Raw genomic sequence first — 26,826 nt, 5'->3', positions numbered from 1 at the left:
GGATAGTTGTCCTTCTGGTAAGGATTCTGGCAGGGGTCTGCGTCCATTCTAGGCGGCAGACCCCTGCCCTTCCTGGCTGAGGAGCTCCTCGAGACGCGTAAGGAACGCCGTGGTCTCCGACTCGGTGCCAGCGGTGACGCGGAGGCTGCCCGGGATCCCGACGTCACGGACGATGACGCCAGCCTCGAGCAGGCCGCGCCAGATCCTCTGGGCATCGCGGAGTCCCGTGAAGAAGACGAAGTTCGAATCGGATGCCGCCGGCCTGAGCCCCATCCGATCGAGTTCCTTGACGATGCGATCACGCTGGTGCTTGATCTCCTCGACCTCTGCCATGAGGGAAGCCCGGTGATGGAGCGCTGCGAGGGCCGTGGCCTGGGTGACGGCCGACAGGTGATACGGGAGCCGCACGAGGCGGAGTGCGTCGACGATCTCGGGCGCCGCCGCAAGGTAGCCGAGCCGTGCGCCCGCGAGGGCAAATGCCTTGCTCATGGTGCGGGTGACGATCAGGCGCGGGCGCCCCGGCAGGAGCGCCAGCGCGCTCTCCGTCCCGAGGTGCGCGAACTCCGCGTAGGCCTCGTCCACGATGACGATGGTCTGGCTCGCTTCACCGGCCTCGTAGACCGCTTCGACGACGTCCAGGCCCAGCGCCGTACCCGTGGGGTTGTTCGGCGAGCACAGGAACACGATGCTGGGCGCCAGCTCCCGTACCTGCTGTGCGGCCGACTCTGCCGAGAGGCCGTAGTCCTCGGCGCGGATGCCCTTGAGGTAGGCGGTGCCCGTGCCCGAGGCGAGCAGCGGGTACATCGAGTACGTGGGCGGGAATCCGAGTGCGGACCGGCCTGGGCCGCCGAAAGCCTGCAGGACTTGCTGGAGGACCTCGTTTGAGCCATTGGCTGCCCAGAGCTGCTCTACGGTCAGGCCGTGACCTAGGTAGTCTGCGAGCGATGCGCGCAGCTCCGTGAATTCCCTGTCGGGGTAGCGGTTGAGGCCCGCGGCTGCGCCGCGCACAGCCTCGACAATCGCATCCTGAACGTCCTGCGGAACGCCGTGGGTGTTCTCGTTGACATTCAACTGGATAGGGACGTCCAGCTGCGGAGCGCCGTACGGATGCAGTCCGCGGAGGTCCTCGCGGAGGGGGAGCCTATTCAGTCGTTCGAGCCGTTCATCCACCGGTCCAGCCTACGCCAGCGCCAGCAACGGCCCGCATTCGCACCTTAGTGGTGGATCGATAGTGGTAGATCGATAGTGGTGGATCTCTTCGTGACACGTCCGCGGGCGCCCCCACGTTCTGCGCCCCGGGGCATAGCTGGGCGGCGCCGACCGGGCGGATCAGCTGGTGACGGGAACCATGATCTGCTCGCCCGGCAGCACCCGCGATCCCCTGAGGTCATTGAGCTCGCGGATTTGGCTGATGGTCACCCGCGGGTCCTGATCGGGCACCCGGTGCGCCGCGATGGTCCAGAGGGAGTCTCCCGGCTGGACGGTGACCGTGACGGCCGTTCCCGGCCCCACGAGATGCTCGCTTCCTGCGCGGGCGGGGGCTGCGAACCCTGCCCATGCGACGAGCAGAGCGAGGGTGGCCACGAACATCGGCAGCACCACGAGAACGATCCGGCCGCGCCGGGTGAGCCGCAGGGGCGGCTGCTTGGACCGGGCCGGCCGCAGAACGAGACGCCCGCCGAGGACGATTGTGTGTGCCATGGTGTGCCTTCCCCTACTCTGCCGCCGACCCGACGAACCAGACGGTTCGAAGCTATACGAAGCTTTGGGCCCTGCAGCCAATCGATTTTCGAATGAACTTTCGAATCGTTTAGATACTTCTTAGCATCTGTCGGCGAGCGATGTCCAGACTCGCTCGAACAAATGTTTGAAAGGTGCACGGAACTGCCCTACGGTGGGAACAACACCGGGCACGGGCCCGAACCCGGATCCAGCGCTGTTCCCCTTGAAGGCCATGAAGGCATGGTGCCGAGGGGGTCCGACAGTTCTGGTCCGGAGACCACCAGCACGCCGTCGGACGCGGCGGCTGCGACGAAGGGGCAGGGGCGGCATGGCACCACGGACCAACTCAGCGAAGGGACTGACCGCGCGCCAGAAGCGGATCCTCGAGACGATCCAGCGGTCGGTTCAGGTCAAGGGCTATCCGCCGTCGATGCGCGAGATCGGCGACACGGTCGGCCTCGCAAGCCTCTCGAGCGTCACCCACCAGCTCAGCCAGCTCGAGAAGCTCGGCTACCTCCGGCGGGACCCCAAGCGCCCGCGTGCCATGGAGGTGCTCATGCCGCTGACCCTCGACGAGGGCGAGCTGAGCGTGAGCGAAGATGGCGCGGCTTCCCTGGTCGGAGCGGGCGGCGCGACGCTCGAGAGCATGGCAAGCGCGGCGGACACGGCAATGGTTCCGCTCGTGGGACGTATCGCCGCCGGTGGACCGATCCTCGCCGACCAGTCCGTCGAAGACGTCATGCCCCTCCCCCGGCAGCTCGTGGGCTACGGCGAGCTCTTCATGCTCAAGGTCAAGGGCGATTCGATGATCGACGCCGCGATCTGCGACGGCGACTGGGTCGTCGTCCGCCGTCAGAACAGCGCCGAGAACGGAGACATCGTCGCGGCCCTCCTCGACGACGAGGCCACGGTCAAGACGTTCCGTCAACGCGACGGACACACGTGGCTTCTGCCGCAGAACACGCAGTACGAGCCCATCCTCGGCGACCAGGCCACGGTCATGGGCAGGGTCGTCTCGGTCCTCCGGTCCGTCTAAGCGCCGTCGGGCGTCAGCCGGCCTGGGCGAGCCGCGCGAGCGCGTCGAGGACGACGCGCCGGTCCGTCGTTCCCCACAGCGGCGGCAGTGCACTGCGCAGGAACGCGCCGTAGCGTTCGGTGGCGAGGCGCGAGTCGAGCACCGCGACGACGCCGCGGTCCGCCGTCGAGCGGATGAGCCGACCCGCGCCCTGAGCGAGCCTGACGGCGGCATGGGTCGCGGAGACACTCATGAAGCCGTTCCCGCCCGCTTGGGCGACTGCGCGCGAGCGCGCCGTCATGAGCGGATCGTCTGGCCGCGGGAACGGGATGCGGTCGATCACGACGAGCCTGCAGGACTGGCCGGGGACGTCGACGCCCTGCCAGAGGGACATCGTGCCGAACAGGCACGTGTCCGGCTCGGCGGAGAACTGCCGCACGAGGGCGCTCATCGACGACTCGCCCTGGCACAGGATCGTCATTCCGAGCCGCGCGCGCAGCTGCTCGGCCGCGTCCTCTGCGGCGCGCCGCGACGAGAACAGGCACAGCGCCCCGCCATGAGAGGCCGTCAGGAGCGCCGCGAGCTCGTCGAGGGCCTCGGGCGAGACGCCGCGCCCGGGCTTGGGGAGATGTCTGGCCACGTACAGCATGCCCTGCTTGGGGTAGTCGAACGGTGATCCGACGTCGACGCCCGTCCAGGATGGCGCGCCCGCGCCGAGGAGCCCGAGGCCTCCTGCAGTCGGCTCGAACGCCGAGCCGATCGCAAGGGTCGCGCTCGTCAGGACAACGGTGTGCCCGTCGAAGAGCCCATCGCGCAGGCGCCCCCCGACGTTGAGCGGGGCGATATGCAGCATCGCGGGCCCATTGTCGTCCGCGGCCGCATAGCCGGTGATCGGATCCGGAGCGCCCATGCGCGTGACCCACACGACTTCGCGATTCACCTCGGCATCGAGGATCCGCTCGCACACCTCGAGGACTTCGAGGAGCCTCGAGCGCGCGATCTGACGGCCGCCGTCGGCCGACTGCCCGTCGCCGGGCTTCGACTCGGAAAGTGCCACGCGGCACGCGTCCCGGACAAGGCCCACATCCTGGGACTGCTCCTCATTGAGGCCGCGGGGAAGAAGCCCGGTCGGTGCCGAGGTGAGGGACAGTTCGAGGGCGGTCGCAGCCGAGTGGAGCGCGTCGACGGAAATCGCGCAGTGCCTCCGCGCGCTCGACGCGGCGGCCTGGATCATCTGTGCGGACAGCTGGGCACTCACCGCACCGGTGACCCGGTCGGCGAGCTCATGCGCCTCGTCGACCACCACGACGTCGTACTCGGGCAGCACGTTGAGCCCCTCGAACGCGTTGATCGCAAGCATGGCGTGGTTCGTCACGACGATGTCCGCCTCGGCGCCGTGCTGCCGCGCGAGCTCGCTGAAGCACTCGGCGGCGAAGGGACACTTCTGGGCGCCGATGCACTCGAGGGCGGTCACCGAGACCTGCCGCCACGCACGGTCGGTCACGCCGGGAACGAGATCGTCGCGGTCGCCCGTCTCCGTCTCGCCGGCCCACTCGCGCAGACGTTGGACCTCGCGGCCCAGCTGAGTCGTCGGCCCCGTGCCTGGATGCACGACGGCGGTATCCTCGCCGACCGCGAAGAGCTGGCCCTCGGCGGGCTCCTCGGTCGGGAAACCCCCTTCGAGCTTGTGCCGGCACAGATAGTTCGACCGCCCCTTGACGAGGGCCACATCGACGGGCCTTTCGAGCTCGGGCGTGATCGCCTCGAGCAGCCGCGGCAGGTCGCGGCCCACGATCTGGGCCTGCAGGGCGAGCGTCGCTGTGGCCACCACAGCCGGCCTCTCGCTTGTCTGGGCGTGCGCTATGAGCGGCACAAGGTACGCGAGCGACTTGCCTGTGCCCGTGCCCGCTTGGACGAGGAGATGATGGCCCTCCTCGATGGCCCTCGTGACCTGCCGCGCCATCTCGTGCTGCCCCTCGCGCTGCTGCCCGCCCATCGCCGCGACGGCGGTGTCCAGCAGCGCGAGCGCCGCGCCCTCCGGAGCGTCCGCTGGTGTCTCCGTGCCGGACGGTGAGCGCTCAGGGCTGGACGGTGAGCGGACGACGGCGGGGGCGTACCCGCCGTCGTCCGCTCCCCCGGATGACGGACCAGCTGGCGACGGAACAGCCGGTGAGGGCAGAGCAGCTGACCGAACAGTCAGCGACAGATCAGCCCGGGCCGGATCAGTCATGGACCACGAACGGCGCCAGCTCGGCCGCGAACTCCTCCCGGACCACGGCGTCGACGCGGGTTCCGGCCTCGACGTGCTCGAGCGACCGGATCTCCGCGCTCGAGGTGTGGAGCCGGCTGAGGATGTCACCGCGGCTGTACGGCACGAGGAGCGTGAGCACCACGTCGGGCCGCGGAATGGCGTCGCTGATGGCCTCCTTCAGCTCGTCGATCCCCAGCCCCGTTCGGGCTGAGACGATGACGTGCCGCGGCTCGCGCTGCCGCAGCCGCTCGAGGACGAAGGGGTCGGCGGCGTCGGCCTTGTTCAGGACGATGATCTCGGGCACCTTGCGCGCGTCCACGTCGTTCAGGACCTGGCGGACGGCAGCGATCTGGCCCTCGGGATCCGGGTGAGAGGCGTCCACGACGTGGAGGATGAGATCCGCGTCGGCGACCTCCTCGAGCGTGGAGCGGAAGGCCTCGACCAGCTGCGTCGGAAGGGACCGGACGAATCCGACCGTGTCGGCGAGCGTGTACGGGAGCCCGTCCGGGGTCTCGGCCTTGCGCACCGTGGGGTCGAGGGTCGCGAACAGGGCGTTCTGCACGAGGACCCCAGCGTCGGTGAGACGGTTCAGGAGGGAGGACTTGCCCGCGTTCGTGTAGCCGGCGATCGCGACGGACGGGATCTCGTTGCGCTTGCGGTTGGCCCGCTTCGTCTCGCGGGCGGGCTTCATGCCCGCGATCTCCCGGCGGAGCTTGGCCATGCGCGTGCGGATGCGCCGTCGGTCGAGTTCGATCTTCGTCTCACCGGGACCACGGGAGCCGATGCCGCCGCCGGCGGCGCCCACTCGGCCACCTGCCTGCCGGGACATCGACTCGCCCCAGCCACGCAGGCGCGGGAGCAGGTACTCGAGCTGGGCGAGCTCGACCTGTGCCTTGCCCTCGCGGCTCTTCGCGTGCTGCGCGAAGATGTCCAGGATGAGAGCGGTCCGGTCAATGACCTTGACCTTGACGATGTCCTCGAGGCCACGGCGCTGGGACGGCGAGAGCTCGGAGTCGACCACCACGGTGTCCGCGCCGGTCGCAGCGACGATGTCCCGCAGTTCGAGCGCCTTGCCGGAGCCGAGGAACGTTCCGGCGTCGGGCTTCTGCCGACGCTGGACGACTCCGTCGAGGACCTCGGACCCGGCGGTCTCGGCGAGGGCGGAGAGCTCGCGGAGCGAATTCTCCGCGTCCTCGAGCGTGCCCTCGGACCAGAGCCCCGCAAGGACCACCCGCTCGAGGCGGAGCTGCCGGTACTCGACCTCCGTGACGTCCTCGAGCTCGGTGGACAGGCCAGCGACGCGGCGCAGGGCTCGGCGTTCCGCGAGGTCCTGCTGGTCGCCGTCGTAGTCCCCATGCTCGGTCACGAGGTCCGAGATGGCCAGCGCCTTGCCGTCTCCGAGGGCATTGCGGGTAGCCGGGTCGGCCCCGCGGGCTGCGCCCTTGGCCTTGGCGGCCTCTTCCTTGGCGAGAATCCTGTCGATCACGGCCTGGATGTCGGCCGGGCTCAAGTCCTGCTGGCCGCCGCCGTCAGCCGCGGCACCGTCGGGGGTATGGCCGTCGGGGGTGTGCTGGGCGCGTTCGCGGGCTGACTTCTCGCTCGCCGGTCCGGCGGAGTGCTGGTTGTGGGTCATGGTCTCCTTTGCGGATGCAGTTCCAGAATAGTGCGGGCAGGTAGTGCCAGCGGTGTCGGGGGTGGGGATGGGGGCCTGCGGAGAGGTCCCCGAGCGGTGCTCGGGTGGCACTGAAGCTCCTTGGAATGTCTGCTCATGGTCCCGGCCGGAATGGACATCGGCGCAGGCTGGATCGCTGGGTGCGGCCCCTGCGGCCCCTCAGGGCGGCATCGGCGGCGGAGTGCACACGGCGTCAGTTGAAGAACAGCATGCCATCCATTGTAGCGGACGCGCCAAGGGGCAGGTCCCGCCGTGGAGGCATCTGCCCGGGCCGGTTCGACGCTGCGCTGGCGCTACGCTGGATGCCTATGGACCAGGCCCACTACTTCACTGCCGAACCGGGCGTGCCGGACGTACGCCGGCCGCTCCGCGTGGTGCTCGACGGCCGCGAGGTGACACTGCGCACCGCGGGCGGCATCTTCAGTCCCGACGGGATCGACAAGGGCACCGCGGTCCTCTTGGCGGAGGCGCCCGCCCCCGCGGCCGAGGGCCATCTGCTGGACATCGGCTGCGGATGGGGCCCGATTGCGCTCACGATGGCCCTCCGTTCCCCGGCCGCGACCGTCCACGCCGTGGACGTCAACACCCGCAGCCTGTCCCTCACGGGCGAGAACGCCGCGCTCCTGGGCCTGGACAACGTTGCCCCTGAGCTGCCCGAAGCCGTCGGCCCGGAGGTGCGTTTCGGGACCATCTGGTCCAATCCACCGATCCGCATCGGCAAGGCCGCGCTCCACGAGCTGCTCACGACGTGGCTGCCGCGGCTCATCGTGGGCGGCGAGGCCTGGCTCGTGGTGCAGAAGAACCTCGGCTCCGACTCCCTTGCCCTGTGGCTCGCCCAGGAGCTCGGTGACGCGTACGACGTCGCACGGGCGGCGACGTCGAAAGGCTTCCGGGTGCTCGTGGTCACCCGCACCCGCTGAGGCTGCGGGCTTCGAACTGCGGGCGGCGCCCTTCTTATCTCTAACCCAGAAGCCCGTGGGCCACGATCACCGCGGGCCCCGAGAGCTCGACATGCTCGCGGCCGTCGCTGCCGGGGATGAACGCGACGCCGACCGTACCGCCCGGAACTGCGACCTCCCACCGGTTGGGGGCGCCGACACCTGCCCAGTAGCGGATCGCCACAGCGGCCGCGCACGCGCCAGTTCCGCACGACTGGGTCTCGCCGACCCCACGTTCGTGCACCCTCATCGAGATGCTGCCGACCCCGCCGCTCACGAGTGGCTCGGCGGGAACGACGAACTCAACATTGGTGCCGTGCGGCGGCACGGGCTCGACCACAGGCGCCGAATACAGGCCAAGCGCCTCGAGTTCAGCAGGCTCGGCGAGGGCCACGACGGTGTGCGGGTTGCCCATCGTCACGCTCAGGGCCGGCCTGGCAACGTCGAGGCCCACGGCCTCGACCGTCGCGTCGCTCGCGACCGCCTCGGCCTGCTGCGGGTCGATGAAGGCCCACGGCCCCATGTCGACGGCGAACCCGCCCTCGCGCCGCTCGACCCGCTTGACCCCGGCCCGGGTTCCGATGGGGAGCACCTCGCCCGGCGCGAGCTCGACGAGCCCCTGGTCGAGGAGGAACGCGACAAAGACGCGGACGCCGTTGCCGCACATCTCCGACAGCGACCCGTCCGCGTTGCGGTAGTCCATGAACCATTCCGCCGCGGGCTCCTCGGCAAGGATGGCTGCGCCCTCGGGGAGCTCGCGGCACCGGATGGCGCGGATGAGCCCGTCGGCGCCGATCCCTTGGTGGCGGTCGCACAGGGCCGCCGCCTCGGCCTCGGCCAGATGCCTGTCCCCCGCCGGGTCGGCCACGAGGACGAAATCGTTGCCGGTGCCGTGGCCCTTCGCGAAAGGCAGGCCGACGAGGCTGTGGAGGACGTCAGGGGCGGACTGGGCTGAGACGGTCATGGCTCCAGCCTACCGGCGGCCTCACGGTCGTCGCCCTTGTCTGCGGCCCGCACGAGGGCGAGCGCCTGCTCCACCACGTCTCGGGCCAGGGCGTCGAGCCAGTGGACGCGGGGGTCGGCGCGGAACCATGTGAGCTGGCGGCGGGCGAACTGGCGCGTCGCGACAATCGTCTCCTCCACCGCCTGCTCGGGGGTGGACTCCCCGTCGAGGACCCTGAGGAACTGGCCATAGCCGAGCGCGCGCGATGCCGTCCTGCCCTCCCTGAGTCCCGCGGAGGCGAGCCGTTCCACCTCGGCGACGAGGCCGGCGTCGGCCATGCGGTGGACGCGTGCGGCGAGCCGCTCGTGGAGCACGGCGCGCTCGAGATCGAGGCCGATCTGCACGGCAGGGGCCGCGTACTGGCGGTCGGGCATGAAGGAGCTGAAGGGGCGCCCGGTGAGCTCGTGGACCTCGAGGGCACGGATCACGCGGCGGGTGTCGCCGAGCCTCCCGGCCGAGACGGGGTCGACGGCGCGGAGGCGGTCGCGCAGCGGCGCGATGCCGTCCCGCTCAGCCTCGGCCTCGAGGCGCGCACGCACGGTGGGGTCGGTGCCCGGGAACTCGAGGACATCGAGCGCCGCCCGCACGTACAGGCCCGAGCCGCCCACGAGGATCGCCCGGCGGCCACGCGCATGGATGTCGGCGATGGCCCCGCGCGCCCACGCCTGGAATCGCGACACGGACGCCTCCTCCGTCACATCGAGGACGTCGAGGAGGTGGTGCGGAACGCCGCGACGCTCCGCGGGGGTGATTTTGGCCGTGCCGATGTCCATGCCGCGGTAGAACTGGAGGGCGTCGGCATTCACGACCTCGCCGTCGAGCGCGAGGGCCAGCTCGACCGCGAGGTCCGACTTGCCGGACCCCGTCGGCCCGACGATCGCGATGACGGCGGGAGCGCCGCCTACGGACGGTGCGGGCACGACGGCGGGCGCGCGGCCGGCGTCGTACGCAGCGCCTTGGTCTCCGCCCTCGCTCGGCGGCACCGGCTACGCCGAACGGAGGGGAATCGACGGCATGCCCAGGCTCACAGCTGGCCCGGCACCACCGGCCCCCGGTGAGGGGACGCCGCACGAGTCGGCCTGCGAACGGTCCCACGCGTCCCCAGCGCGCGAGCGCCGAAGGGCATAGTCGGCGGCCGAGGCAGGGTCGGCGATGAGGTGGAACGGGGCTGCAGACGTCACGGTCACCGTCACGAGGTCGCCCGGGCGCGGCGCCTGAGCCCCCTCCGGGACGGAGAAGTGCACGAGTCGGTTATCGCGCGCGCGGCCCGAGAGGCGATGCGTCTCCTCCGCCTTGCGGCCCGCCTGGGCGGTTGCCATGACCTCGATCGTCCGGCCCACCTGCTGCGCGTTCTCCTCGGCCGCGATGCGGTCCTGGAGGGCGATGAGCCGCTCGTAGCGCTCCTGGACCACGGCCTTGGGGAGCTGGTCGGGCAGCGTGGCGGCGGGCGTCCCGGGACGCTGGGAGTACTGGAACGTGAACGCGTTGGAGAACCTCGCCCGCTCGACCACGTCCAGCGTCGCCTGGAAGTCCTCCTCCGTCTCGCCCGGGAAGCCCACGATGATGTCGGTCGTGATCGCCGCGTGCGGGATGCGTTCGCGGACCTTGTCCAGGATGCCGAGGAACTTGGCGCTGCGGTAGGACCGGCGCATCTCGCGCAGTACCCTGTCCGAGCCCGACTGGAGAGGCATGTGGAGCTGGGGCATGATGTTCGGCGTCTCGGCCATCGACTCGATGACGTCGTCCGTGAAGGCCGCCGGGTGGGGACTCGTGAAACGGACGCGCTCGAGCCCCTCGATCTGCCCGCACGCGCGCAGGAGCTTGCCGAACGCGAGGCGGTCGCCGAACTCGACGCCGTAGGAGTTGACGTTCTGGCCCAGGAGCGTGACCTCGATCGCGCCGTCGTCCACGAGGGCCTGGACTTCGGCGAGGATCTCGCCCGGGCGTCGGTCCCGCTCCTTGCCGCGCAGACTCGGCACGATGCAGAACGTGCAGGTGTTGTTGCAGCCCACCGAGATGGAGACCCAGCTGCTGTAGACGGAATCGCGCTTGGTGGGCAGCGTCGAGGGGAAGACCTCGAGCGACTCGAGGATCTCCAGCTGGGCCTCCTCGTTGTGCCGGGCCCGCTCGAGAAGGGCGGGCAGGGCGCCGACGTTGTGGGTCCCGAACACCGCATCGACCCAAGGCGCCTTCGCCAGAATCGTGTCGCGGTCCTTCTGGGCAAGGCAGCCGCCGACCGCAATCTGCATGCCCGGGTTCCGCTCCTTGACTGGGCGGAGCTGGCCGAGGTTCCCGTAGAGGCGGTTGTCCGCGTTCTCGCGCACCGCGCACGTGTTGAAGACGACGACGTCCGCATCGGCGCCGTCCTGCGCCCGCACATAGCCGGCGGCTTCGAGGAGGCCGGACATGCGCTCCGAGTCGTGGACGTTCATCTGGCAGCCGAACGTGCGCACCTCATAGGAGCGCGGCTCGGGCGTGGCCTCGGCTGTCTCAGACGCCTCAGTGGAAAGGGGGGAACTCACCCATCAAGGGTACCGGTAGCGGCCGACGGCGGTCGCGCACCTTGCGCTTGAACCTGCGGTGAGGTCTCAGTCGGCCAGTTCTCAGTACCAGTTGTACGAGACTTCGTGCGCCCACGCGTTGCACGGGCTGCCATAGCGGTTCGCGATGTAGCCCAGGCCCCAGTTGATCTGGGTGCGATAGTTCGTGAGCCAATCGCTGCCGGCCGTCGAGTACTTGGAGGGCGGAAGCGCCTGGGCGATTCCGTAGGCGCCGCTGGACGGATTGGTAGCGTCCGTCATCCAGCTCGACTCCTGGTTCCAGAGCTTGACGAGGCACCCATACTCTCCGCTGCCCCAGCCGTACCCCCCTAGCTGGCCCGAAGCGTAGGCCCGTGCCCCGGCCGGGTCATTGACGACACCGGCACCGGGGCTCACAGCGGGAAGCGGCGCAGCGGCCAGAGGCGCCACCACAGGCGCCGCCACTGGGGCGGCAGGGGCCGCCGCGACAGAACTGGCCGCCCCTGCGGCACCAGTGCGCTGCGCGGGCGCCTGAGCACGCTGCCGGGCCGCTTCCTGCTGCTGTGCGAGCGCCTGTTGCTGCTGCTGGGCGAGTTGCTGGGCGCGCAGCGCTGCGGCCTCCTCGGCGGCGCGCCGTTTCGCTTCCTGGGCCGCTTCATAGGCAGCCTGCGCGGCCTGGCCCTCCCGGAAACCCTGCTCGACCGATGCCGAGCTTCCCTTGAGGTCGGCCAGCTGGGCCAGAAGCGTGTCCTCATGCTGTTGGGTCTGGGCCACGACATCTTGGGCATGCTTCTGCGCATCCCGGGCTTCACTGAGACGCTGGGCAGCGGCTGCGGCGAGGTCGTCCAGCGCATCCTTGGCGGCCTTCGCCGTGTGCTCGGCCGCCGTAGCCGCATTCGCCGCAACGCGGTAGTCGGTCACGGCTTGAGCCGTCTGGTCGCCGAGGACCTGAAGGGTCTGGAGCCGGCCCAGGCCGTCCTGCTGGCCCAGGATGGCGAGGGTTTCTATAGGGCCGGTGGGCGCTCCGCCCATGTAGGAGTCAGCAGCAAGCTGCCCGGCGGCGCGCTGGGCGACGTCCCGCTCCCCGGCACGCTTGGCCGCTTCCTGATCGAGCACGGCGACGACGTGTTCCTGGTCCTTCACCGCCTGTGCCGCCTTTGCCGAGGCCGCTCCAGCAGCGACTGCCTTGGCCGAGGCGTCCGAGGCGGTCGTCTCGACCGCTGTCAGGAGAGAGCCGATCTTGTCCGTCTCCGCCTTGGTGGAGTCAACGCTGGCCTTGGCCGCCTGGACGTCGGCCCACGTCGGGTAGCCCGAGGGCGGACCATCGTCGGCGACGGCAGTCGACAGCCCGGCGGGGGCAACGCATGCGAGTGAAACAGCTACGACCAGCGCAGAGCGGATAGAGCCGAAACGCCGGCCCACCACGAACTTCCGCCCAGATCGCACAGCTCCGAGAATACCGCAGTAATCGCATTTGTCACTCTAGTCACAAGATTCTCAGGAAACACGCAGACACGCCAGACTCACCCAGGAGACGGCCCAGCGTCGTCGCCGTCGGCGTCCGCGTCGAGCGCCTCGGCCGCCAGCCGGAACGCGAAACCGGGGGCATGGCCCTTCCTGGCCAGCATGCCCACGAGCCGGCGGAGCTCCTTGTCGCGCGCGGCAGGATCCCGTCGGTCGAACGGACGGGCCCGCCGGGCCAGAAGACTCCTCGCAGCCGCCTCCTCAGCTTCGGGGGTCAGCTCGTCGAGGGCATCCTCGGCCACGTCGCCCTTGATGCCCTTCTCGTTCAGCTCCCGTCGCAGCGCACCACGGCCGAGCGACTTCATCTCTCCGCGCGAGCGCACCCACATCCGTGCAAATTCGGCATCGTCCACGAGTCCGACGTCTTCGAACCGCTCGAGCAACGTGGCGGAGACCTCGTCCGGCACATTTCGCTCGCGCAGCTTGCGCTCCAGCTGGAGACGGCTGCGCGGGCCGAGAGTGAGTTGCCGGAGCAGGATGGCCCGGGCCACGGACTCTGGGTTGGCCTCGGGATCCTGCTCGGGCGGTGGGGCCGCCTGACGGCGCCGTCGCTCTGCCACCTATTCCCCGTCGACAGCCTTCAGGCGCGGCTTCTCCTCGTCGGCTTCCTTGTGGACCCCCACACCGAGCTTCTCCTTGATGAGCCGTTCGAGCTCCTCAGCGAGCTCAGGGTTGTCACGCAGGAAGCGGCGGGAGTTCTCCATGCCCTGACCGAGCTGGTCGCCGTCGTACGTGAACCACGAGCCGGACTTCTTGATGATGCCGTGCTCGACGCCCATGTCGATGATGCCCCCCTCGCGGGAGATCCCCTGGCCGTAGATGATGTCGAACTCCGCCACCTTGAAGGGCGGGGCCATCTTGTTCTTGACGATCTTGGCCTTGGTGCGGTTGCCGACCGAGTCGGCGCCTTCCTTGAGCGTCTGGATCCGGCGGACGTCGATGCGGACTGAGGCGTAGAACTTGAGCGCCTTGCCGCCGGTCGTGGTCTCCGGGGAGCCGAAGAAGACGCCGATCTTCTCGCGGAGCTGGTTGATGAAGATCGCGGTGGTCTTGGTCTGGTTGAGCCGGCCTGTGACCTTGCGGAGGGCCTGGCTCATGAGCCGGGCCTGAAGGCCGACGTGGCTGTCCCCCATCTCGCCCTCGATCTCGGCGCGTGGCACGAGGGCCGCCACGGAGTCGATCACGACGATGTCGATAGAGCCAGAGCCCACCAGCATGTCCATGATCTCGAGCGCCTGCTCACCTGTGTCCGGCTGGGAGACGAGCAGCGCATCGGTGTCCACGCCGAGCTTGGCCGCGTACTCCGGATCAAGGGCGTGCTCGGCGTCGATGAAGGCCGCGATCCCGCCGGCCCGCTGCGCATTGGCCACCGCATGGAGCGCGACGGTCGTCTTACCCGAAGATTCAGGTCCATAGATCTCGACGACGCGGCCTCGCGGGAGGCCCCCGATGCCGAGCGCGACGTCGAGCGCGATGGAGCCGGTGGGGATGACCTCGATCGGCGCGCGGGTGTCATCCCCGAGACGCATGATCGAGCCCTTGCCGAACTGCTTGTCGATCTGGGCGAGTGCCGCCTCGAGTGCCTTCTGGCGCTCCGGCGTCGATGATGCTGCCATGGTCTACCTCCGGGTCTGGTCCTTCGCGGCAGCGCCCTGTCCTGCCTGCCGCGTCTCCATGCCGCTCACGCTACCGAGGCCCACCGACAGTAGAAGCCTTGGACCGTCCTATGTGGACAATTCGGCGCACTTCGCACGTGGAGCCCTCTATGGAAGAGATTACCGCTGTTCCGAACACATCTTCGAATCCCTTGCGGCGTGTCGCTGCCGTTTCAATCCTTGAGGGGCCGGTCCTGGCCGAGACGGCGCTCTGCCGGGACATCCTGGAGATCGCACACCGCGAGCCACACGCTGCGCGGGTGGACGCCCGCCTTGAGTGCTTCCTCAGCGGTACGGCCTCCGACCGCTGCCAAGACGGCGGAGGACGCGAGCACGTGGGCATAGCCCGAGCCGAATTCGTCATCCATGAGCCGCCAGAAGTCACTGTTCCGCACCCGTCTATTGTCCCCCATCCCTCAGCGGCCGCTGCCCTGAGGTGCGCCCTAAGATGAAGGCATGCCCGCCCCACGCGTGTCCGGTGAGTTCGATGATGCCCTCGGCGACGTCGAACAGCAGCTCGGCGTCTTCTGGCGGCGAAGCCGCGCGGCCTCTCTCGGCCTCTCCCGCGATCTGCATCCTGACCTCGACCCCGCGGCGTACGGGCTGCTGACCATCCTCGACCGGGAGGGCCCGCAGCGCGTGACGGACCTTGCCGCGACCGTGGGCGTTGGGAAGCCCACTGTGAGCCGGCAGATCGCCTTGTTGGAGGAGATCGGACTTGTGGCCAAGGATGCCGATCCCCGCGACGGCCGCGCCCAGCAGGTCACCCTCACGCCCACTGGTCGGAGTCACATCGAGGAGCTCAAGGGGCGCCGCCACGAGTTCTTCGCCGACCGGCTCGCATCGTGGGAGCCGGATGAGCTCGCCGAGCTCGCCCGCTATCTCCGCCGGCTCAATGAGGCCTTCAGCCCCCGCCGTTGACCGGGCGCCTCCTGGCCCGGCACGCAGAAAGGTCCCGGCAGGCAGAAAGGGCCGGGCGCTGCGCGCCCGGCCCTCCCCGATCAGGGTGACGTCAGCCGATCTTGGACAGCTCGGCGTCGAAATCCGTGTTGATGTCCCGTCCGTACCGCTGGGCGAACTCCTGCGGCACGGTGTCGGGGATGGTGATGCCCTCGGCGACAGCGACCCGGTCGCTCACCTCGCGAAGCATCACCGAGAGCGGCACATCGAGTGCCGAGCAGATGGACGAGAGCAGCTCAGACGAGGCTTCCTTCTGGCCGCGCTCAACCTCGCTCAGGTAGCCGAGAGACACACGCGCGTTGTGCGAGACTTCACGGAGCGTACGGCCCTGGCGCTGACGGACGTCGCGGAGGACGTCTCCGATCTCATGACGCAGAACAACCATCTTGCGCTCCTTCTGTTCCTGCTTGCCGATGCCAGCCACGCCCACATCACGCCAGCGCACGACGCCGTTGACGGATACGGGCTGCTTTACCATGTGTATCGATGCGCTCCTTGGCTCGGGCTCCCCGCTCTCCGGGGCTCCGTGTGAAACATCCTAGTGGTGCCGCCTACGGTTGACGACACTATTCACAACTCTTGGGCACAGCGCATTGTTCCCCGCCTGCCGTTCGCCCCAGCGAATTCACAGCTCACTCCGAGTTTTTGCCGTCCGCGCGAAATGATGCCAGCAGCCGGGCGAAGGCCGCCCGGGTCGCGGCCGCCCGGATGGCCTGCCGGTCGCCGTCGAACGCGTAGCCCTCCACGGTGGTGCCCCGCGGACCCGATACCGCCACGAACACCGTCCCGACCGGCTTGCCGTCATGCGGCTCAGGGCCCGCCGCGCCGGTGGTGGCCACGGCGTAGTCCGCGCCGCACACCCGCCGCGCGCCGTCGGCCATCTGCCGGGCGACCTCGGCATCCACGGACCCCGCCTCCGCGAGGAGATCGCGGGACACCCCCAGGACATCTGCCTTCACCCCGCTCGCGTAGCTCACGACGCCGCCGCGCAGCATCGCGGATGCGCCCGGGATGTCTGCCAGGCCTGCCACGACAAGTCCCGCCGTGAGCGATTCGGCGGTGGCCGCCGTCGAGCCCCGTGCGATGAACGCCTCGACGACCTCACGCGCCGTCGTGCTCGCCTCCGGTTCCATGTGCGTCACTGGCCACGGAGGGCGCTAGCACGGAGCCGGACCGCCTTGACGACGTAGTCGAGCCCCGTCAGCACGGTCACGGCCAGGGCGAGCACCATGATCCAGAACGCGATCGCGGACAGCACCGGCGTCCCCGGGGTGAGGGGGAAGAGGTACAGCAGGATGCCGACGGTCTGGAGCACGGTCTTGAGCTTCCCGCCCTGCGAGGCCGGCATCACCCCGTACCGGATCACGACGAACCGCAATGCGGTGATCCCCCACTCGCGCACGAGGATCAGCACAGTGATCCACCACGGCAGTTCGCCCAGCACCGAGAGCAGCACGAGCGCGGATCCGGTGAGGAGCTTGTCGGCAATGGGATCGGCGATCTTGCCGAAGTCGGTGATGAGGTTGCGCTTTCGGGCGATCGCCCCGTCCAACTGGTCCGTGTAGATGGCCACAGCGAACAGGATGAACGCGATCCAACGCAGGACCCCATGCTGCGAGCTGTCGGCCAGGAAGGACCAGATGAAGAAGGGGACGAGGACGATCCGGAGCATGGTGAGGATGTTCGGCACGTTCCACAACTGCGGGGAGGATGCCGACGTCGGGCTGGTCACCGTCTCAGCCTAGCGTCCGGTGAGGTGCCATGCGTCTTCGCCGCCGTCGTCATCGTCGCCGTCCGAACCGTCGTGGTAGTCGATCGCCTCGGTGCGCGCGTCGAGGTCTTTCGCAACGAGGTCCTCGGCGTAGGGCGAGGCGACCTCGTACTCACCCGTGTGGTGGTTGGCGCTGGCGTTGTCGGCCAGCGCGTGCGCGGAATGGCTCGCCGCTGGGTCCTCCGCGGACGACGGCGCGTCCTGGCCCCGCAGCGCGGCCAGCACGGCGGGCAGGTCGTCGGGCTTGACGAGCACGTCGCGGGCCTTGGAGCCCTCGGACGGACCGACGACGCCTCGGCTCTCGAGGAGGTCCATGAGCCGTCCGGCCTTCGCGAAGCCCACGCGGAGCTTGCGCTGCAGCATGGACGTCGACCCGAACTGGCTGGTCACGACGAGTTCAGTGGCCTGGAGGAGCACTTCGAGGTCGTCTCCGATTTCCTCATCGATCTGCTTCTTCTCGGCCTCGACCGCAACGTCGTCGCGGTACGTGACCTTGAGCTGGCCCTTGACGTGTTCGACGACCTTGTGGATCTCGGACTCGGACACCCACGCGCCTTGGACGCGCATGGGCTTCGACGCGCCCATCGGGAGGAAGAGCGCGTCACCCTGGCCGATGAGCTTCTCGGCGCCCGGCTGGTCGAGGACGACGCGGGAGTCCGTGACCGAGGAGGTGGCGAACGCCATGCGCGAGGGCACATTGGCCTTGATGAGGCCAGTCACGACGTCGACCGAGGGCCGCTGGGTCGCCAGGACGAGGTGGATGCCGGCCGCTCGGGCAAGCTGCGTGATGCGGACGATCGAGTCCTCGACGTCCCGGGGGGCGACCATCATGAGGTCCGCGAGCTCATCGACGATGATCAGCAGGTACGGGTACGGGCGCACCTTCCGCTCGGACCCCGCCGGCGGAATGACCTTGCCCGCCCGCACGGCCTTGTTGAAGTCGTCGATGTGCTTGAAGCCGTAGTTGGCCAGATCGTCGTAGCGTGCGTCCATCTCGCGCACCACCCATTGGAGGGCCTCTGCGGCCTTCTTCGGGTTCGTGATGATCGGGGTGATGAGGTGCGGGACGCCCTCGTAGGCGGTGAGCTCGACGCGCTTGGGATCGACCATGACCATGCGCACCTCATCCGGAGTGGAGCGCATGAGGATCGAGGTGATCATGGAGTTCACGAACGAGGACTTGCCGGCTCCGGTCGCGCCGGCGACGAGGAGGTGGGGCATCTTGGCGAGGTTCGCGACGACGTAGCCGCCCTCGACGTCCTTGCCCACGCCCATCACCATGGGATGCTCTGTGCGGCGGGCGTTCTGACTTCGCAGGACGTCCCCCAGCGAGACCGTCTCGCGGTCCGCGTTCGGGATCTCGATGCCGATCGCGCTCTTGCCTGGGATCGGGCTCAGGATGCGCACGTCAGAGCTTGCCACGGCATACGCGATGTTCTTGCTCAGTGCCGTGACCTTCTCGACCTTCGTGCCGGGCGAGAGCTCGATCTCGTAGCGCGTCACTGTCGGGCCGCGCGAGAAGCCCGTCACCTCTGCGTCGACGTTGAATTGCGTCAGCGTGTCGGTCAGGGCCGCGACGACGACGTCGTTGGCCTCGGTCCGTTCCTTCGGCGCGGACCCCTGGACCAGGAAGTCGGACTGCGGCAGGGTATACGCGACGTCGCCCGAGAGCTGGAGCTGTTCGGTGCGCTGCGGGATCGGCGTCGGCGGGGGCGTCGGTGCCACGGGCGTCGAGGGCACGTGGATCTGCGGGGCGCCCGTCGATGCTCCTGGGTTCGGCGTCGGCAGTCCCACGGTGGGGATCGCTTCGGTGACGTCTCCGACAGCGCCATCACCGGCGGTCCCTGCGCTGGAGGCCGCGGCGTTGCCGCGCCCCTGCGCGGCCCGGATCTTCTGGATGGCGGCCTCGGCCTGGGACCGCCCGGGGGCAGGCATCGCGGCCGTTGGCGCTGTCGCGTCCGCGTCCTCGACGACGGCCCGCTCGTAGGGCTCGTCCCCGGCGAATCCCTCGGGGCGCCCGTCCTGGTCGTCCCGGTCCTTCCCGAACAGGCGACGCCTCTTGGGCTTCTCGCGGGCGTCCTTGGCTCGGCGCTCCGAGTCGTACAGGTAGCTGCGGTCATGCCCGTCCTGCTCCTCGGGGGGCAGGTCGAGCCCCATGAGGTGCTCCCACGAGGAACGGATGCGCCTCGGTATCGCGGCGAACGGAGTTGCGGTGACGATGAGGACCGAGATGAACACGAGCACGGAGTAGATGACGACGGGAACCGCGGGATGGATCGCTGCGAGCAGGGAGGCGGCGAGGAAACCGAGCATGCCGCCGGCCGCACGGAGTCCGTCAAAGCCGTTGACCGCCGAGGGGAGGCCGCCGAACACGTGCGCGAGGCCAGTCGCGGCGAACGTCATGACGAGGAACCCAATGCCCACGCGGTTGTTGCCCCGGTGGTCCTCCGGCTTGCGGAACAGCCGGAACGCACACACACCGAGCATGAGCGGCAGGAGCAGTGAGACCCACCCGAAGGTCCCGTTGACCACCGCGTAGACCGCGTCCGGGAACCAGCCCGTCCAGCCCCACCAGGCGAAGGTGGCCACGAACACGGCGAGGACCAGGTTGAACAGTGCCGCGCCGTCGCGGCGTTCACTGGGGTCGATGTCACTCACATCGGTCCCGATGCGGCGCGCCCCTCCCCCGACGGCGTGGGCGAGGGCACCCCACGCGCCGCCGATCACGCGGGCGAGCCACGGCTGGCCTGTGTCGGTCGTGGTGACCCCGCGCGACGTCGTGCTTCCCCTGCCCGTCTTGCCCCGGGTTGCCGCGCCGCCGGACCGGCCGCCCGCCTTTGCGCCGGTGGCCTGGTTCGACCGCGGGGCCGGCCGTGAGGGGTTCGACCGGGTCGGTGGCGTGGGAGAGGTACGAGTCGCCATATTGGCCACCGTATCGCGAAAGGCCGCCGCCTCCGCGGATATCCACGGGAGCGGCGGCCTTGAGCTCGCCCGATCCTGCTGGATCAGGCCTCGAGGATCACGGGGATGATCATCGGTTTGCGGCGCAGCTTGCGGGCGACCCAGGTGCCGATCACGCGGCGAACCACCTGCTGCAGCTGGTGGGCCGTGTGGTCCGACTTGGCGAGGATGGCCTCCTCGAGGGCCTGGTTGATCTTCGGGATGATCTCGTCGAACACCGAATCATCCTCGGCCACACCGCGGGCGTGGATCTCGGGACCCGAGACGACCTTGCCCGTCGAGCGGTTCACCACGGTGATGACCGAGATGAACCCCTCCTCGCCGAGGATGCGGCGGTCCTTGAGGTCGACGTCGGTGATCTCTCCGACGCTGCTGCCGTCGACGTAGACGAAGCCGACCTCGACCTGGCCGACGATCTTCGCGACGCCGTCGGCGAGGTCCACCACCGTGCCGTTGTCCGCAAGGATGACACTCTCAGGCTCCATGCCCGTCTCGAGCGCGAGGTTGCCGTTGGCGATGAGATGGCGGGTCTCGCCATGCACGGGCATCGCGTTGAGGGGCTCCACGATGTTGTAGCAGTAGAGGAGCTCGCCGGCCGCCGCGTGGCCCGAGACGTGCACCTTGGCCATCCCCTTGTGGATCACGGCCGCGCCGAGCTTGAGGAGGCCGTTGATCACGCGGAAGACGGCGTTCTCGTTGCCCGGGATGAGCGACGACGCGAGGATCACCATGTCGCCCTCACCCACCTGGACGCGGTGGTCGCCATTCGCCATCCGTGACAGGGCTGCCATCGGCTCGCCCTGCGATCCGGTCGACATGAGCACGAGGCGGTGGTCCGGGATGCTGTCGATCGCCTTGACGTCGACAAGGATGCCCGGGGGCACGTCGAGGTAGCCCAGCTTCGAGGCGATGCCCATGTTGCGCACCATCGACCGACCCACGAAGGCAACCTTGCGGCCGTGGTGGTGCGCGGCGTCGAGCACCTGCTGCACGCGGTGGACGTGCGAGGAGAAGCTCGCCACGATGATGCGCTTGCGGGCCTGCCCGAAGAGGCGGTCCAGCGTGGGGCCGATCTCCTTCTCCGCGGTGGTGAAGCCGGGGACGTCCGCATTCGTCGAGTCGGCCATGAACAGGTCCACGCCTTCCTCGCCCAGGCGAGCGAAGTGGCGCAGGTCGGTAATACGACCGTCGAGCGGCAGCTGGTCCATCTTGAAGTCGCCAGTGTGGAGCACGGTCCCGCCCGCGGTGCGGATGAACACCGCGAGCGCATCCGGGATCGAGTGGTTCACTGCCACGAACTCGGTCTGGAACGGGCCGAAGTCGAGGACCTGCCCTTCCTCGACGATGCGCAGCACGGGAGTGATGCGGTGCTCGGCGAGCTTCGCCTCGACGAGCGCGAGCGTGAGCTGCGAACCGACGAGGGGGATGTTCCGGCGGCGGCGCAGGAGGTACGGCACGCCGCCGATGTGGTCCTCGTGGCCGTGGGTCAGCACGACGGCGAGGATGTCGTCGATGCGGTCCTCGATGTACGAGAAGTCCGGGAGGATGAGGTCGACGCCGGGCTGCGTCTCCTCGGGGAAGAGGACGCCGCAGTCGACGACGAGGAGCTTGCCCTCGATCTCGAAGACGGCCATGTTCCGCCCGACCTCACCAAGTCCGCCGAGCGGGACAACCCGCAGTGTCCCCGACGGGAGCCGGGGCGGAGTGGTGAGGACGGACAGGGCTCGTTGGGTCATGCTTGTGCTGCTCCTAGGCGGCGAAGTCCATTCCGGCTTCGCCAAGGTCGTTGCGGATGAGGGTCAGCTCCGAGTCGCCCGGCTCCACGAGGGGGAGACGGACCACGGAGTTGGGCAGGACTCCCTGCCACTTGAGAATCTGCTTGGCCGCGACGGCACCCTGGACTCGGGTCATGACGCCGCGGATCACCGGGTCGAGCTCGAAATGGATCCGGCGGGCGGTCGCGAAGTCGCCCGCGAGGGCCGAGTCGACGAGCGATCGGAACTGCTTCGTGGCGACGTGCGCCGTGACGGAGACGACGCCGAGCGCGCCCGCGGCCATCCACGGCAGCGTGAGACCGTCGTCGCCCGAGTAGACGGCGAGGTCCGTCGCGGCAAGCACGCGGGTGAGCCCACCGAAGTCTGCCTTGGCATCCTTGAGGCCCTTGATGTTGGGGTGCTCTGCGAGCCGGAAGATGGTCTCCGTCGCGATCGGGATCGCGCTGCGGCCCGGGATGTCGTAGAGCATCACCGGGAGGTCGGTGGCGGAGGCGATGGCCTCGAAGTGGGCCTGGACGCCCTCCTGGCTGGGCTTGTTGTAGTACGGCGTGACCAGGAGGAGGCCATCGACGCCGAGCTCGGCGGCCCTGCGCGAAAGGTTCACGGAGTGACGAGTGTCATTCGTGCCGGTCCCGGCGATCACCTTGGCCCGACCGCCAACGGCCTCGAGGACCGCCTTGAACATGCCCAGGTTCTCTTCGTCGGTGAGGGTCGAGGTCTCGCCCGTCGTGCCCGTCACCACGAGGCCATCGCAGCCATCGTCGACGAGCTTGGCCGCCAGATTGCCCGCAGCATCGTAATCAACCTCGCCGTCAGTGGTGAACGGAGTCACCATGGCAGTGAGGAGGGTGCCGAAAGTACGCGTCGGGGAATCCGTTGAAGCCATGCACAGAACGTTACCGTGTGCACTGGTGCTTTGGGCAACGCAGGTCAGGACGGGTGGCGGTACCTCGTGAGCGCCGAGCGGAACAGGACAGCGGGCACAACCTCTGAGCCGGTCCCCGCTGCCGTCACCATCCGGTGCCCATCCGGCCCCCAGATGCCGCTGAGCCCACACGATTCTCCGAGGGTGCTCGCGCCTCCGGCATTTGCCAGCAGCGCGAAGAACCGGCTCTCCATGGCGCGGGCCCCGAAGTGGAGGTCCAGCCGGCGCTCCTCCCCCACGACGTAGACGGCCGACGCCGCATAGAGGTCGGCGCCCGCGGCCGCCGCCTGCTCCGCGTGGCTCGGATGGGCGGCGTCGAAGCACACCGCGAAGGCCACGTTCCAGCCGTCGATGTCGACGACGGTTGGCCGGCTCCCCGGTTCGAACAGGTCCTTCTCCGCCCCATGGAGGTGCATCTTGGGGGCAATGAGCGGCGCCGTGCCGGGACGGACCAGGATGGTTGCGAGCCGCGGCGTGCCATCGGGCTCGCGGACGGCCGCTCCCACCGCGGCCGCGATACCCATGTCCTCGCACGCCGCTTGGAGCTCCCCGAGCTGCGCCGATGGGCTCGTGAGCCAGGCCGATTCGTCTGCCAGGAGGTCGAGGTCGTATCCGGTGAGAGACAGCTCGGGGAACACTGCGAGCCTCGCCCCGTGCCCGTCTGCGTCCTCGAGCAGCCGGATGTGCTCGTCGACGTTCGCGCTCACCCCGCCGGGTAGGGCCACAGACTGCACGGCAGCGACGGTCAGCTCGGCGGACATAACGCCATCCTAGGTCACCCCCGCAGGCAGCACAGAACGCCGATCACCGCCTACGGCCATGGCTTCCCCGTCGGCCGCACCCCACGCTCGGCGGGACGCCTCACGCGCCGGCCCGGCCCCGGGCGCCGAGCTCCGAACCCGCCGCCCGTGCCCGCACGGTCACCCAGCGTTGAAGAGTGCCACACGCACGAAGGAATGCCTCCAATTCGCCCTTCGTGAGGAACGCGATGTCCGCCTCCGACAGCCTGCGTGCAAGTTCGCCGGGCGGAGGGTCCCCCAGCAGGACCGGACCCCCGGCACGCCACGCGTGAACCGAGGGGTCCCGCCCTACCACCCTCTCCACCAGCTGCCGGGAGAGGTATCCCACCGCCCCGGGGGACAGGAACGGGGCGGTGGGAAGCTGCTGAGCGGGCAGCGGACTCCGCGGAGGCTGACGTTGCCGGGATGCCTCGAGACCACCAGCCTGGGAATCACCGGTGGGGAGATCACTGGTTCTGAGGTCGCCGGTTCTGACAGTGCCAGGCTTGAATTCACTGGCCGTGAACTCACTGATCCTGATGTCACCGGTGCTCGCCTCACCGGTCCTCGTCTCACCCGCCTGCTGGTCGCTCGCCCCGCTCATGAGCCCATGCTAATCGAACATATCTTCGAGGTGCAATCATTCGCACCGAAACTCACGAGGTGTCCTTGGATCACCCCGCACTTCGGGCGGCAGCTCACGGGGTTCCGGCCGTCCCAGCGAATCGGCCGCCGCAGAGAATCGGCCGTCGCAGAGAATCGGCCGCCACAGGGAATCGGCCGCGGATGAGGCGGGCGTGAGACGATCGGTCCCATGGGCGGACGATCGGCTTCCCCTCGGGCCGCTGGCCACAGGCCGCGAACGCCGACGGCACGGGTGTCGAGGCTCGACGGAATCGACATGGCCCGGGGCGCCGCGCTGCTCGCGATGATCGCGACCCACATCCTGCCCACTTTGGAACAGAGCAACGCCACCCAGCAGTGGGCCGCCACCTGGGTGGGACTGGTGTTCTCGGGCCGCGCAGCTGCGCTGTTCGCCGTGCTCGCAGGCATCTCCCTCGCACTGGGGCGGGTTCCCGCGGTCCGGAATCGGCTGGGCCTCGCCCTCCGCGCGGCAGTGGTGGCCGCGATCGGGCTCACGGTGGGTCTCGTCAAGGTCGATGTCGCCGTGATCCTGGTCCAGTACGCCGTACTGTTCTGGTGCGCGCTCCCTGTCTTGGCCCTGCGCCGCCAGGCCCTCGGGCTGCTCGCGGCAGCGTGGATCCTCATCGCGCCGGTCGTGGCCTACCTCGTACGGCCCGTTCTCCTCGACGGGCCTGTTCGGATGCAGCTCGGGCACAATCCCGTGTGGGCCGACGTCGCCGACCCAGCACGCCTCCTCGCAGACCTCATGGTGACTGGCTACTACCCCGTGCTGCAGTGGTTCGGCTATCTTCTCGTGGGGCTGTGGATCGGGCAGGCCGATCTCACGCGCGCCGCAACCCAGGTGTGGATGCTCGTGGGCGGCGCCGCGGTCGCCGTCGTCGCCAAGGCCAGCGCTTGGGCATTGCTCATACCCCTCGGGGGCATCAACGCCCTGCTCGCGACCGGCCAGGCCCGGCTTTGGCCACTTCAGGCCATGCTCGAGGCCAATCTGGCCGGCGTCGAGCAGACCGGGACGTGGTGGTGGCTCACGACGGCGTCTCCGCACTCGGGCACGACGCTCGATCTCCTGCATACGTCGGCGACGTCCGCTGCCGCGATTGGCGCGTTCCTGCTCGTGGCGAGGATCGGGCCGCTAGCCCGCAGCGGAATCCTCCTGCCGCTCGCCGGCGCAGGCGCCATGACCCTCACGCTCTACACGGCGCACGTGTGGGCGCTCTCCACCCCCTTCGCCGAGGCAGCCCACCTCACCCCTGAGTCGCTCTTGGCCGTTCACATCGCCGCCGCACTCGCGATCGGCCTGTTCGTGCGGGCCAATGGGTGGCGCGGCCCGCTCGAGGCCATCTCACACGCCGCGACCCGGCTGGGGCTGGCCGCGCGGACAGGCGAGGACGCCGCTGCCCGGCGCCCCGCCAGACGCTGAGGAGCCGGGGCGGCAGCGGGCACCGCGTTGCCGCTACGGGGCGCGGTAGAGCGAGATCGCCCGGCGCATCGAGGAACGAGCCTGCTTTCGGTCCCCGGAGGCGTCATAGGCGAGGCCCAGCCGGTACCAGGAGCGCCAATCGTCCGGTGCCGCCTCGGCCTCTGCGCGGTACTGCTCGAACTCGGCGTCGGCTGCAGTGCGGACGATCCGACCGGCGGCGGTGCGCGGCAGGTTGTCCTCGGGGAGTCCGCCCTCGGCGTCCAGCTCCTTGGCCATGCGTTCGAGCCTCGCGCCGAAGGACAGCTCGCGCACAAGAGCCCAGGCACCGACGACCGGCAGCACGAGGTAGGCGAGCCCGATGCCCTTGGCCACCGGCTGCGGGTCCATGAGGAGGATCCGGGCCCGGTCAAACGTGACGATGAGGTAGAAGACGAGCAGGAGGGTCACGGCAGCGACACCGATCTTGACCTTGTTCGCCCGGATCCAGCCCCAGGCCATGCTCGCCTTCGGCGCGTCCACCGAGCTCACAGCCCGAGGTCCAGGTAGCCGTCCAGGCCCACGGTCAGCCCGGGGTGGTCGGCCACCGTGCGCAGGCCAAGGATGACGCCGGGCATGAAGGACACACGGTCGAATGAGTCGTGCCGTATGGTCAGCTGCTCGCCAACGCCGCCGAGGAGCACCTCCTCGTGCGCGACGAGCCCGCGGAGGCGCACCGCGTGGACGCGCACGCCGTCGACGTCGGCACCGCGCGCGCCGTCGAGCTGCTTCGTGGTGGCGTCGGGCGAGGGGCCGACGCCGGCCTCGGCGCGCGCTGCCGCGATGAGCTGCGCGGTGCGGATTGCGGTGCCGGACGGTGCATCCACCTTGTCCGGATGGTGGAGCTCCACGATCTCGACGGATTCGAAGTACCGCGCGGCCTTCGCGGCGAACGCCGAGGCGAGCACTGAACCGAGCGCGAAGTTGGGGGCGATGAGCACCCCGACGCCGGGGTGCTCGCCCAGGAGCGCCGCGAGCGAGTCGAGCCGGGGGGTGTCCCACCCCGTCGTCCCCACGACGGCATGCATGCCGTGCTCGACCGCGAAGCGCACATTCGCCTCGGTCGCGTCGGGGATCGAGAGGTCTACGATGTAGCGCGCTCCGGCATCGACGAGATCATCGAGCGAGTCGCCCCGGCCGAGCGCCGCGACGACCTCCAGGTCATCCGCAGCGTTGACTGCCTTCACTGCCTCGGAACCCATGCGCCCGTTCGCGCCCAGCACTGCTACGGGAAGTCGTTCTGCCATGCGCCCAA

At 69.3% G+C, this 26,826-nt stretch carries 24 protein-coding genes; 4 read left to right on the top strand and 20 right to left on the bottom strand.

From position 1 onward, the window contains the following. Positions 1-48: 48 nt before the first annotated feature. Both RBS60_RS18315 and RBS60_RS18310 read right to left on the bottom strand, forming a co-directional pair. Entirely contained in the window at positions 49-1,170 is a 1,122-nt protein-coding gene (locus tag RBS60_RS18315) for a histidinol-phosphate transaminase (protein ID WP_307958978.1), read from the bottom strand. Between the two features lie 159 nt (positions 1,171-1,329). Then, a complete protein-coding gene (locus RBS60_RS18310) occupies positions 1,330-1,701 on the bottom strand; it encodes a LysM peptidoglycan-binding domain-containing protein (protein WP_307958977.1) in 372 nt (123 codons plus the stop codon). A gap of 349 nt (positions 1,702-2,050) precedes the next feature. Between RBS60_RS18310 and lexA the strand changes: the two genes are divergently transcribed. Beyond that, positions 2,051-2,758, top strand: a complete 708-nt coding sequence (gene lexA / locus RBS60_RS18305) for a transcriptional repressor LexA (RefSeq protein WP_374049310.1) — start codon at positions 2,051-2,053, stop codon at positions 2,756-2,758. A 13-nt stretch (positions 2,759-2,771) separates the two neighbouring features. On the opposite strand, the gene RBS60_RS18300 is transcribed toward lexA, so the two are convergent. Both RBS60_RS18300 and hflX read right to left on the bottom strand, forming a co-directional pair. After that, on the bottom strand, positions 2,772-4,967 hold the full coding sequence (locus tag RBS60_RS18300; protein ID WP_307958976.1) for an ATP-dependent DNA helicase: 2,196 nt from the start codon (positions 4,965-4,967) through the stop codon (positions 2,772-2,774). Beyond that, positions 4,960-6,621, bottom strand: coding sequence for a GTPase HflX (gene hflX / locus RBS60_RS18295; protein WP_307958975.1), 1,662 nt, complete (start codon positions 6,619-6,621; stop codon positions 4,960-4,962). The genes RBS60_RS18300 and hflX overlap by 8 nt, the downstream gene beginning before the upstream one ends. A 347-nt stretch (positions 6,622-6,968) precedes the next feature. On the opposite strand from hflX, the gene RBS60_RS18290 reads away from it, so the two are divergent. Further along, a complete protein-coding gene (locus tag RBS60_RS18290; RefSeq protein WP_307958974.1) occupies positions 6,969-7,580 on the top strand; it encodes a methyltransferase in 612 nt (203 codons plus the stop codon). Between the two features lie 40 nt (positions 7,581-7,620). Here RBS60_RS18290 and dapF read toward each other — a convergent pair whose 3' ends face one another. The 7 genes from dapF to RBS60_RS18255 form a co-directional block, all read right to left on the bottom strand. Further along, on the bottom strand, positions 7,621-8,562 hold the full coding sequence (dapF, locus tag RBS60_RS18285; RefSeq protein WP_307958973.1) for a diaminopimelate epimerase: 942 nt from the start codon (positions 8,560-8,562) through the stop codon (positions 7,621-7,623). Further along, positions 8,559-9,521 (bottom strand): tRNA (adenosine(37)-N6)-dimethylallyltransferase MiaA, encoded by a 963-nt coding sequence (miaA, locus tag RBS60_RS18280; RefSeq protein ID WP_307959031.1) that lies wholly within the window; start codon positions 9,519-9,521, stop codon positions 8,559-8,561. The genes dapF and miaA overlap by 4 nt, the downstream gene beginning before the upstream one ends. Before the next feature lie 66 nt (positions 9,522-9,587). Then, on the bottom strand, positions 9,588-11,123 hold the full coding sequence (gene miaB, locus RBS60_RS18275; protein WP_307958972.1) for a tRNA (N6-isopentenyl adenosine(37)-C2)-methylthiotransferase MiaB: 1,536 nt from the start codon (positions 11,121-11,123) through the stop codon (positions 9,588-9,590). Between the two features lie 81 nt (positions 11,124-11,204). Continuing rightward, a complete protein-coding gene (locus RBS60_RS18270; RefSeq protein ID WP_307958971.1) occupies positions 11,205-12,566 on the bottom strand; it encodes a lytic transglycosylase domain-containing protein in 1,362 nt (453 codons plus the stop codon). 77 nt (positions 12,567-12,643) lie between these two features. Further along, complete coding sequence (locus RBS60_RS18265) at positions 12,644-13,204, bottom strand: regulatory protein RecX (RefSeq protein ID WP_307958970.1); 561 nt, start codon at positions 13,202-13,204, stop codon at positions 12,644-12,646. Beyond that, complete coding sequence (gene recA, locus RBS60_RS18260) at positions 13,205-14,260, bottom strand: recombinase RecA (protein ID WP_307958969.1); 1,056 nt, start codon at positions 14,258-14,260, stop codon at positions 13,205-13,207. A gap of 212 nt (positions 14,261-14,472) precedes the next feature. Next, a complete protein-coding gene (locus RBS60_RS18255) occupies positions 14,473-14,694 on the bottom strand; it encodes a DUF3046 domain-containing protein (RefSeq protein ID WP_307958968.1) in 222 nt (73 codons plus the stop codon). A 61-nt stretch (positions 14,695-14,755) separates the two neighbouring features. Between RBS60_RS18255 and RBS60_RS18250 the strand changes: the two genes are divergently transcribed. Next, positions 14,756-15,220 carry a MarR family transcriptional regulator gene (locus RBS60_RS18250; RefSeq protein ID WP_307958967.1) on the top strand — a complete coding sequence of 155 codons (465 nt, stop codon included), beginning with the start codon at positions 14,756-14,758 and terminating at the stop codon, positions 15,218-15,220. Between the two features lie 91 nt (positions 15,221-15,311). On the opposite strand, the gene RBS60_RS18245 is transcribed toward RBS60_RS18250, so the two are convergent. The 7 genes from RBS60_RS18245 to RBS60_RS18215 form a co-directional block, all read right to left on the bottom strand. Next, positions 15,312-15,737, bottom strand: a complete 426-nt coding sequence (locus tag RBS60_RS18245) for a helix-turn-helix transcriptional regulator (RefSeq protein ID WP_307958966.1) — start codon at positions 15,735-15,737, stop codon at positions 15,312-15,314. Between the two features lie 154 nt (positions 15,738-15,891). Beyond that, positions 15,892-16,392, bottom strand: a complete 501-nt coding sequence (locus tag RBS60_RS18240; RefSeq protein ID WP_307958965.1) for a CinA family protein — start codon at positions 16,390-16,392, stop codon at positions 15,892-15,894. 5 nt (positions 16,393-16,397) lie between these two features. Next, the gene (gene pgsA, locus RBS60_RS18235) at positions 16,398-16,991 is read right to left on the bottom strand and encodes a CDP-diacylglycerol--glycerol-3-phosphate 3-phosphatidyltransferase (RefSeq protein WP_307958964.1); all 594 of its coding nucleotides are present in this window, start codon (positions 16,989-16,991) and stop codon (positions 16,398-16,400) included. A gap of 9 nt (positions 16,992-17,000) precedes the next feature. After that, positions 17,001-19,952 carry a DNA translocase FtsK gene (locus RBS60_RS18230; RefSeq protein ID WP_307958963.1) on the bottom strand — a complete coding sequence of 984 codons (2,952 nt, stop codon included), beginning with the start codon at positions 19,950-19,952 and terminating at the stop codon, positions 17,001-17,003. An 83-nt stretch (positions 19,953-20,035) separates the two neighbouring features. Beyond that, positions 20,036-21,727, bottom strand: coding sequence for a ribonuclease J (locus RBS60_RS18225; protein ID WP_307958962.1), 1,692 nt, complete (start codon positions 21,725-21,727; stop codon positions 20,036-20,038). 13 nt (positions 21,728-21,740) lie between these two features. Continuing rightward, a complete protein-coding gene (dapA, locus tag RBS60_RS18220) occupies positions 21,741-22,652 on the bottom strand; it encodes a 4-hydroxy-tetrahydrodipicolinate synthase (RefSeq protein WP_307958961.1) in 912 nt (303 codons plus the stop codon). 44 nt (positions 22,653-22,696) lie between these two features. Further along, positions 22,697-23,452 carry a carbon-nitrogen hydrolase family protein gene (locus RBS60_RS18215; protein ID WP_307958960.1) on the bottom strand — a complete coding sequence of 252 codons (756 nt, stop codon included), beginning with the start codon at positions 23,450-23,452 and terminating at the stop codon, positions 22,697-22,699. 832 nt (positions 23,453-24,284) lie between these two features. On the opposite strand from RBS60_RS18215, the gene RBS60_RS18210 reads away from it, so the two are divergent. Beyond that, a complete protein-coding gene (locus RBS60_RS18210; protein ID WP_307958959.1) occupies positions 24,285-25,535 on the top strand; it encodes a heparan-alpha-glucosaminide N-acetyltransferase domain-containing protein in 1,251 nt (416 codons plus the stop codon). Positions 25,536-25,568: 33 nt separating this feature from the next. Here the strand turns inward: RBS60_RS18210 and RBS60_RS18205 are convergent, their stop codons facing one another. Together RBS60_RS18205 and dapB are read right to left on the bottom strand one after the other, a co-directional pair. Beyond that, positions 25,569-26,033, bottom strand: coding sequence for a tetratricopeptide repeat protein (locus RBS60_RS18205; protein WP_307959030.1), 465 nt, complete (start codon positions 26,031-26,033; stop codon positions 25,569-25,571). Positions 26,034-26,059: 26 nt separating this feature from the next. Next, positions 26,060-26,818 carry a 4-hydroxy-tetrahydrodipicolinate reductase gene (gene dapB / locus RBS60_RS18200; RefSeq protein WP_307958958.1) on the bottom strand — a complete coding sequence of 253 codons (759 nt, stop codon included), beginning with the start codon at positions 26,816-26,818 and terminating at the stop codon, positions 26,060-26,062. Between the last annotated feature and the right edge of the window lie 8 nt (positions 26,819-26,826).

The organism is Sinomonas sp. ASV486 (assembly GCF_030908215.1).
In the GTDB taxonomy this organism is placed as follows: domain Bacteria; phylum Actinomycetota; class Actinomycetes; order Actinomycetales; family Micrococcaceae; genus Sinomonas; species Sinomonas puerhi.
Note: the sequence above shows the minus strand (reverse complement) of the source record. Positions and strands in the feature narration are given on the sequence as shown.

Bases quoted from the DNA above. Each gene is read 5' to 3' on its own strand.
- RBS60_RS18245 (WP_307958966.1), bottom strand. From the start codon at position 15,737: ATGGTAAAGCAGCCCGTATCCGTCAACGGCGTCGTGCGCTGGCGTGAT.
- RBS60_RS18225 (WP_307958962.1), bottom strand. From the start codon at position 21,727: ATGACCCAACGAGCCCTGTCCGTCCTCACCACTCCGCCCCGGCTCCCG.
- RBS60_RS18310 (WP_307958977.1), bottom strand. From the start codon at position 1,701: ATGGCACACACAATCGTCCTCGGCGGGCGTCTCGTTCTGCGGCCGGCC.
- RBS60_RS18290 (WP_307958974.1), top strand. From the start codon at position 6,969: ATGGACCAGGCCCACTACTTCACTGCCGAACCGGGCGTGCCGGACGTA.
- RBS60_RS18230 (WP_307958963.1), bottom strand. From the start codon at position 19,952: ATGGCGACTCGTACCTCTCCCACGCCACCGACCCGGTCGAACCCCTCA.
- RBS60_RS18210 (WP_307958959.1), top strand. From the start codon at position 24,285: ATGGGCGGACGATCGGCTTCCCCTCGGGCCGCTGGCCACAGGCCGCGA.
- RBS60_RS18205 (WP_307959030.1), bottom strand. From the start codon at position 26,033: ATGGCCTGGGGCTGGATCCGGGCGAACAAGGTCAAGATCGGTGTCGCT.
- RBS60_RS18240 (WP_307958965.1), bottom strand. From the start codon at position 16,392: ATGGAACCGGAGGCGAGCACGACGGCGCGTGAGGTCGTCGAGGCGTTC.
- RBS60_RS18215 (WP_307958960.1), bottom strand. From the start codon at position 23,452: ATGTCCGCCGAGCTGACCGTCGCTGCCGTGCAGTCTGTGGCCCTACCC.
- dapF (WP_307958973.1), bottom strand. From the start codon at position 8,562: ATGACCGTCTCAGCCCAGTCCGCCCCTGACGTCCTCCACAGCCTCGTC.
- RBS60_RS18300 (WP_307958976.1), bottom strand. From the start codon at position 4,967: ATGACTGATCCGGCCCGGGCTGATCTGTCGCTGACTGTTCGGTCAGCT.
- RBS60_RS18250 (WP_307958967.1), top strand. From the start codon at position 14,756: ATGCCCGCCCCACGCGTGTCCGGTGAGTTCGATGATGCCCTCGGCGAC.
- lexA (WP_374049310.1), top strand. From the start codon at position 2,051: ATGGCACCACGGACCAACTCAGCGAAGGGACTGACCGCGCGCCAGAAG.
- dapA (WP_307958961.1), bottom strand. From the start codon at position 22,652: ATGGCTTCAACGGATTCCCCGACGCGTACTTTCGGCACCCTCCTCACT.
- hflX (WP_307958975.1), bottom strand. From the start codon at position 6,621: ATGACCCACAACCAGCACTCCGCCGGACCGGCGAGCGAGAAGTCAGCC.
- dapB (WP_307958958.1), bottom strand. From the start codon at position 26,818: ATGGCAGAACGACTTCCCGTAGCAGTGCTGGGCGCGAACGGGCGCATG.
- recA (WP_307958969.1), bottom strand. From the start codon at position 14,260: ATGGCAGCATCATCGACGCCGGAGCGCCAGAAGGCACTCGAGGCGGCA.